Below are 6,571 nucleotides of genomic sequence, written 5' to 3'. Positions count from 1 at the left end.
CTTGCCTACGAAGCGGTTCAATTGCTCCACTATTATCGGAAAAAGAAGGATACAGATGGATTTTTCTCTACGATTCAAACATTGGATAAGGCTCTTCCGCAATGGTTTCGAAAGAAATTATATTTCTTAAAGAAATACAAGCAAGGGGTTCAAAATGCTTTTGAGCTTCGTTATTCTAACGGTGTCACCGAGGGCTTGAATAATAAAATTAAATTAATTAAACGCGTTTCCTATGGTTATCGCAACTTCTATCATTTAAGAGATCGAATCTACATCATACAGGGATTAATTTTCGCCCCCACTGAAGCTTGATATGGATAACTAACAAACCATTTGAAGCTAGCAATAGCGAACCGAAGAAAAAATACCTTGTTCCCGCTGCGTCAAAAGACGAAATGTGAATTACTCTGGTTTAGTGCTTTAGCACTTAACTAGAGTTTGAAGCTTTCGAGCTGAGAGACTACAGGCTCGAAGCGGTCTCGCAGCTTTTGTCAACAAGGTGATTTTTCGCAGGGGAGCGGGAGGCTCCGCCCCTCTTTTCTAATGTCAAAAAATCGATAGAGAAACAATTTCCTCTACCGATTCTGACGATTATTTTTACTCATTTTGGGCCCATCAACACAATTTGACGAACAACCCATTAAATTCGAAGGCTCTATTTCCTTTAAAAAAAAAAGCGAAACCCCTTATTTAATAAGAGATTTCGCTATTAATTACATCATGCCGCCCATCATTCCTGGATCCATTGGAGGCATTGCTGGTGCTGCTGGTTCTGGTTTTGAAGCTACCACTGCTTCAGTTGTTAATAATAAAGCGGAGATTGACGCTGCATTTTGTAATGCTGAACGTGTTACTTTCGTTGGGTCAACGATTCCTGCTTCTAACATGTTTACCCACTCACCATTTGCCGCATTAAATCCTGTACCTAATTCTGCACGTTTCAATTGATCAACGATAACTGATCCTTCGTAACCTGCGTTTTCAGCGATTTGACGAACAGGTTCTTCTAAAGCACGTAAAACAATTTTCACACCTGTTTTAACATCGCCAGTTGCTTCAATTGCTGCAACTTTACTAATAACGTTAACCAAGGCTGTTCCACCACCAGAAACCATTCCTTCTTCAACTGCTGCACGAGTTGCATTTAACGCATCTTCAATACGTAATTTTAGTTCTTTTAGTTCGGTTTCAGTTGGTGCACCAACTTTGATGACTGCAACACCGCCAGCTAATTTCGCTAGACGTTCTTGTAATTTTTCACGATCGAAATCAGAAGTTGTTTCAGCAATGTGATTTTTAATTAATGCCACACGTGCTGCAATGGCATCGGCAGATCCTGCACCTTCAACGATTGTTGTATTGTCTTTATCGACAACGACTTTGCTAGCATGACCTAACATATCAATCGTTGCATCTTTTAATTCTAAACCTAAATCTTCCGTAATCACGGTACCACCAGTTAAAATTGCGATATCTTCTAACATCGCTTTACGACGGTCGCCGAATCCTGGAGCTTTAACCGCTACCACATTAAATGTTCCACGGATTTTGTTTAAGACTAATGTTGGCAATGCTTCGCCATCTACATCATCAGCAATGATTAATAATGGTTTTGAAGCTTGTAAAATTTGCTCTAATAAAGGTAAAATATCTTGAATATTTGAGATTTTTTTATCCGTAATTAAGATATATGGTGCTTCAAGTTCTGCTTGCATTTTATCGTTGTTGGTTACCATGTATTGTGATAAATAACCACGATCAAATTGCATCCCTTCAACGACATCTAATTCAGTTTCAATTCCTTTAGATTCTTCAATAGTAATAACGCCATCGTTGCCAACTTTTTCCATTGCATCTGCAATGTATTGACCAACTTGTTCGCTACCTGAAGAAACTGCACCAACTTGAGCAATTGAATCTTTTGAATCAACTTTTGCAGAAATTGCATGTAATTCTTCAACTGCTACTTGAGTCGCTAATTCAATCCCACGACGAATGCCTAATGGATTCGCACCAGCTGTAACGTTTTTCATTCCTTCACGAACAATTGCTTGGGTTAAAACAGTTGCGGTTGTTGTACCGTCACCGGCAATATCATTGGTTTTTGAAGCAACTTCTGAAACCAATTTTGCACCCATGTTTTCAAAATGATCTTCTAATTCGATTTCTTTTGCAATGGTCACACCATCATTGGTAATTAATGGTGAACCAAAAGATTTTTCTAAAACAACGTTACGACCTTTTGGACCTAATGTTACTTTAACTGTATCTGCTAATTTATCAACACCACGTAACATTGCGCTACGAGCATCTTCTGAAAATTTAATTTCTTTTGCCATTTTTTTCACCTCAAAAAATATTTTTTATTCAACTACTGCAATAATGTCTTTTACTGAGAAAATCATGTATTCTTTGCCTTCGTATTTCACTTCTGAACCAGCATATTTTTCAAATAAGACTGTTTCACCAACTTTTACAGGAACTGGTGCCAATTCGCCACTATCAAGTAGGCGACCTTCACCGACTGCAAGGATTGTTCCAGTCTGAGGTTTTTCTTTCGCAGATGACGCTAATACGAATCCGCTAATTGTTTGTTCTTGTTCTTGTGCCACTTCTACAAGGACACGATCACCTAATGGTCTTAACACAATAAATCCCTCCGTTAATATCTTTTGATTTTTTAGTTAGCACTCGATGTTCTCAAGTGCTAACTTACATCATTTATGATACTCATATTCGATGACTTTTGCAAGTATTTTGAGTGAATTTTTTTATAAAAGTCAAAATTGGTTAGGAATATTTTCTTTTGTCCTTTTTGACTTGTTTGTTATAATGAAATAAAAACAGGAGGTCGTTATGACATTCAAAAAATACACCATTTTTAGTTTTCTTATTTATATAGTTGCTTTCTTTGCACCTTCGTTTGCTTTTAGCATTGAACAAAGCTTAATAATCTTAACTATCGGATATATCTTAGGAGCCATTTCTTTAATTTATTTATATAAGAAACAAACAATCAAATTGCCTTTTGAAGAAGTGCGCATGTCTTGGGGACGAATTATTACCTTAGGTCTCGTCGGCATTTTCTTAGCAATTATTTTACAAAACGTGATGCTTTCAATTGAAATTTTCTTTGGTGGCCAAATGGAATCTGAAAACACTAGTAATATTATGGAACTAATTTTCCATCAACCACTAGTAATGTTAGCCGTCACAGTTGGCGGTCCAATTATGGAAGAATTACTTTTCCGTCGCGTGATTTTAGGCGGCGTGACTCGTAAGTCCAACGTCTGGATAGGTGTTCTCGTAAGTTCCTTATTATTTGCGCTTGTTCACCAAGATGGTCATCTTTTACTATATGGGGCTTTAGGTGCATTCTTTAGTTTACAATACGTTGTGACTGGTAGTATTTGGACTTCAATCATTACCCATGTCGGAATGAATTCACTGGTCGTGATTGTTAATCTAATCGTTGAAACGATGGGGATTCAAGTGCCCTAGTCTGCATCAAATTATTCAAACAAAATCAAACATCGCTGCAAAGTAACTTTTAAAAGCTACTTTGCAGCGATGTTTTTAGTTTATTCACTTCTTTGTTTATTTTACAAGTCAGAACCATTCGATGCGATGACTTGCTTGTACCAATCAAATGATTTTTTCTTCGTCCGTTTCGACATTTCCCCAGTGTCTGCACTCACTGAATCAATACAGCTCCATGTAGTATAGCCAAGTAAATCAACACCATTGATTGCACCCAATCCATTTTCGACAATAAATAAGGGTTCTTAACTGATGCAAAAAATGTTACCGAATATTTGCTCTAATAACACTGGATCCGTCGTCTGTACGCGTGATGACTCCTACGCAAAAATCAATCCACCATATGAGCTTTTAACAGCTTCCCATCATCGAATTCAATTAAATGTTACAACGATTCTAGCATAGAATAAGCCTTTGTGAGAACCCGACTAATTCTTTCGACCAATAAATAATCGCTAGAAAGACTGATTCTATCACGATCTTTCTAGCGATCATTTTCTATACAGCTGCTAAAACTTGTTCTTTCGCATGGACTAGTTTGGTTAAGAAAGCGCAGTACGGTGTTGGTATGCCATATTCTTTTCCTTTACGAGCAATGGCACCATTGATGTAATCAATCTCTGTTAAGCGATTATTAATAATTAAATCTTGGTACATTGAGGGATGATGCAAACCAATCGTTTCACGATTATAGCAAGATTTAATTTGCGCTAACACTTCTGGGATATCTAAAGGTGCATCTTCCATCGCCGCAACAGCCGCAAATTCTGAAACTATTTGTTCGACGATTTGTTCAGCTTCTTCTATCTCACCAAAATCGGCCATATTCGAATCCAAAATCGTACACAAACCATTCATCGTACCATTCACACAGCCTTTACGATAAATCGAAGATAAAATATTTTCTGAGTACTTAGCATTTAAATTTGCTTCATTCAAGACAGCGATGACCTCTTTTGCGGATTCTTTCCCATCTTTTCCTAAATTTTGTAATTCAATTGAACCATTTCCAAATAGTTTCACTTTACCTGGAGCCTCTAGACTTGCTGTCCACATCGTATTACCTAGCAAAATATTGCTTAGCAGCATATAGTTCTTAATTACATCTTCATGTCCGATGCCATTTAATAAACATAAAACTTTTGTCTCTTCACCCACCATATTTTGAATCGACTGCATCATGCCGTCCAGTTGCATTGCTTTGGTAAATAAGATAACTAAATCTGCCTGGAAATCAATATTACAGGTTGGAAATTCGTAAAGTCATTAATAACTTGACCGATTGTCACAGTAATTTGCGTAACATAGGGGTACATTAACATTCCAACTAATGCCGCACCGATTCCAACGACGATTGGCAAAGCAATGATTTCAACGGATCCTAGTTTTGATCCAATCCACATCATCATTAAAACGGCCACTGCCGCCGTTAACATGATATTAATAATGTCTCCAGTTCCTGATGCAATAAATACGCCAGCTTCATTATCGAATTTGATAACACCAGATGCGGCAAATGCTGCTCCACCAACAATCATTGTCTTGGCCGGCGCTAAATTAAATTGTTTGGCAATCAGTGCGGCTATTATTAATGGTGTCGCCACCTGAAAGATCAACGCCGCATTGATAATCATATTGATAATGGTTATATGTGCAAAATATTTTAAAATTGCTCCAATAACAGCATTAGGAATTAAAGCAATAATCGTCCCTTGTGCTGTTCCAGCTAATAATTTGTTAAAAAAGATTTTCGGTGTCATTGCCCCGTCGATTTCAATTGTCATTTCCATCACTCCATTTGTCGGTTTTAAAAAAATACGTATCAAGAAAAAATTGAGAGAAATTTCACTTGTATGAATAAAAAAATAAGATTGAAATGTCTCTTCATCAAAAAATCCTAGATGAATCGATAGCTAGTCGTCACCGGCCTTCTTATTTTCTAAAAATAAAAAGTGAAAAAAATCACATATGTTGAAAAAAAATAATTTCTTGTTGCTCTTGTTCTCGACACCCATAATTTAACGCGAATCTAAACATAAGACAATTTGTTATTTTTAATACCCCTATAAATATTTTTTATACTCATTTAAGAAGTGATTATATAGCCTTTAATTGACCCCTTTCTTCTTTTAAAAACTTATTTATAACCATTTTTTAATTTTTAGAATTAAAAATATTGTTATTTTAAGTCAAAAAAAAAGACTTTTTCTTTCTCGAAAAAGTCTTTCTCATTTCTTTTAATTCCATTTTTTGTATCTTTACTCATCCATCACACCATATAAAAATAGATGGATACTTTTTAACAATTCTTCTTCTTTATCAGTTGTTTCTAAATAGGTCGAGATGACAACAAATAACTGACCGACAATCCAGTCTAAACTTTCATTTACCCTTTTTATTTCAGGACTCTGCGAAAAAACATCTATAAAAGGCTGCTTATAGGATATTTTCCATAACATAAAAATCTTATATGATATTTCTTCTGATAGCATTTGCCGAATATCTCTTAACATTAGAATTAGGTTTACGGGATGCTTTCTTTGTAAAAACAAGGCCATTTCACCAATTTTCTCTTCTAAAGTCAGATTTTCTTTAGCTGAAAGGTCCCGCAAACTGCGCTCGACTTCTCGAGACAAGCGTACCATCACATTGAAATAAATTTCTTCTTTATTTTTAAAATGATAGTATAGCGCGGGTTGGCTAATATTTAATTGTTCTGTAATTTGTCGCGTGGAAGTCTCATTGTAGCCCTGTGACATAAACAATTTTTCCGCAACATCTAAAATCGCATCGTACATCTTATTCCCTTTCTATAAGCACGTTTTCCTCTTGAAAGTCCGATAAATCCTACTAGTCAAAAGTTCTCGCTGTGGTAATGGGTTGGCAAGCGTGATCGTTTTGTGATTTATTTAAGAGAATTCAATCACTTGGCTGACTTTCTTCTAATAACATATCACATATTTTTGAACCTCTCATGACTGAAGTCACGAGATTCTTAGGAACAGAACATACTTGCAAGCGTATTTCTTTA

7 protein-coding genes and 2 pseudogenes are annotated in these 6,571 nt (G+C 36.1%); 3 read left to right on the top strand and 6 right to left on the bottom strand.

Annotated elements, in window-relative coordinates; all coding sequences use genetic code 11:
* A partial coding sequence (locus ACFO3L_RS11010; RefSeq protein ID WP_379967429.1) for a transposase occupies window positions 1–312 on the top strand: 312 nt, incomplete at its 5' end.
* Between the two features lie 401 nt (window positions 313–713).
* Here the strand turns inward: ACFO3L_RS11010 and groL are convergent.
* Together groL and groES are read right to left on the bottom strand one after the other, a co-directional pair.
* Entirely contained in the window at window positions 714–2,339 is a 1,626-nt protein-coding gene (gene groL, locus ACFO3L_RS11005; RefSeq protein WP_379967426.1) for a chaperonin GroEL, read from the bottom strand.
* A gap of 24 nt (window positions 2,340–2,363) precedes the next feature.
* The gene (gene groES / locus ACFO3L_RS11000) at window positions 2,364–2,648 is read right to left on the bottom strand and encodes a co-chaperone GroES (protein WP_379967423.1); all 285 of its coding nucleotides are present in this window, start codon (window positions 2,646–2,648) and stop codon (window positions 2,364–2,366) included.
* A 208-nt stretch (window positions 2,649–2,856) separates the two neighbouring features.
* Between groES and ACFO3L_RS10995 the strand changes: the two genes are divergently transcribed.
* Window positions 2,857–3,501 (top strand): CPBP family intramembrane glutamic endopeptidase, encoded by a 645-nt coding sequence (locus tag ACFO3L_RS10995; protein WP_379967420.1) that lies wholly within the window; start codon window positions 2,857–2,859, stop codon window positions 3,499–3,501.
* 101 nt (window positions 3,502–3,602) lie between these two features.
* Here the strand turns inward: ACFO3L_RS10995 and ACFO3L_RS10990 are convergent.
* Window positions 3,603–3,785: pseudogene (locus ACFO3L_RS10990) on the bottom strand (6-phospho-beta-glucosidase); the annotation flags it as partial.
* A gap of 7 nt (window positions 3,786–3,792) precedes the next feature.
* Between ACFO3L_RS10990 and ACFO3L_RS10985 the strand changes: the two are divergent.
* Entirely contained in the window at window positions 3,793–3,945 is a 153-nt protein-coding gene (locus ACFO3L_RS10985) for a hypothetical protein (RefSeq protein ID WP_379967417.1), read from the top strand.
* 93 nt (window positions 3,946–4,038) lie between these two features.
* On the opposite strand, the pseudogene ACFO3L_RS10980 reads toward ACFO3L_RS10985, so the two are convergent.
* The 3 genes and pseudogenes from ACFO3L_RS10980 to ACFO3L_RS10970 form a co-directional block, all read right to left on the bottom strand.
* A pseudogene (locus ACFO3L_RS10980) lies at window positions 4,039–4,770 on the bottom strand (2-dehydropantoate 2-reductase); the annotation flags it as partial.
* Complete coding sequence (locus ACFO3L_RS10975; RefSeq protein WP_379967432.1) at window positions 4,758–5,300, bottom strand: PTS sugar transporter subunit IIC; 543 nt, start codon at window positions 5,298–5,300, stop codon at window positions 4,758–4,760. The pseudogene ACFO3L_RS10980 and the gene ACFO3L_RS10975, both read right to left, overlap by 13 nt.
* 498 nt (window positions 5,301–5,798) lie before the next feature.
* The gene (locus ACFO3L_RS10970) at window positions 5,799–6,338 is read right to left on the bottom strand and encodes a TetR/AcrR family transcriptional regulator (protein ID WP_379967414.1); all 540 of its coding nucleotides are present in this window, start codon (window positions 6,336–6,338) and stop codon (window positions 5,799–5,801) included.
* Window positions 6,339–6,571: the final 233 nt, after the last annotated feature.

The organism is Enterococcus eurekensis, assembly GCF_042654605.1.
Classification (GTDB): Bacteria; Bacillota; Bacilli; order Lactobacillales; family Enterococcaceae; genus Enterococcus_I; species Enterococcus_I eurekensis.
Note: the sequence above shows the minus strand (reverse complement) of the source record. Positions and strands in the feature narration are given on the sequence as shown.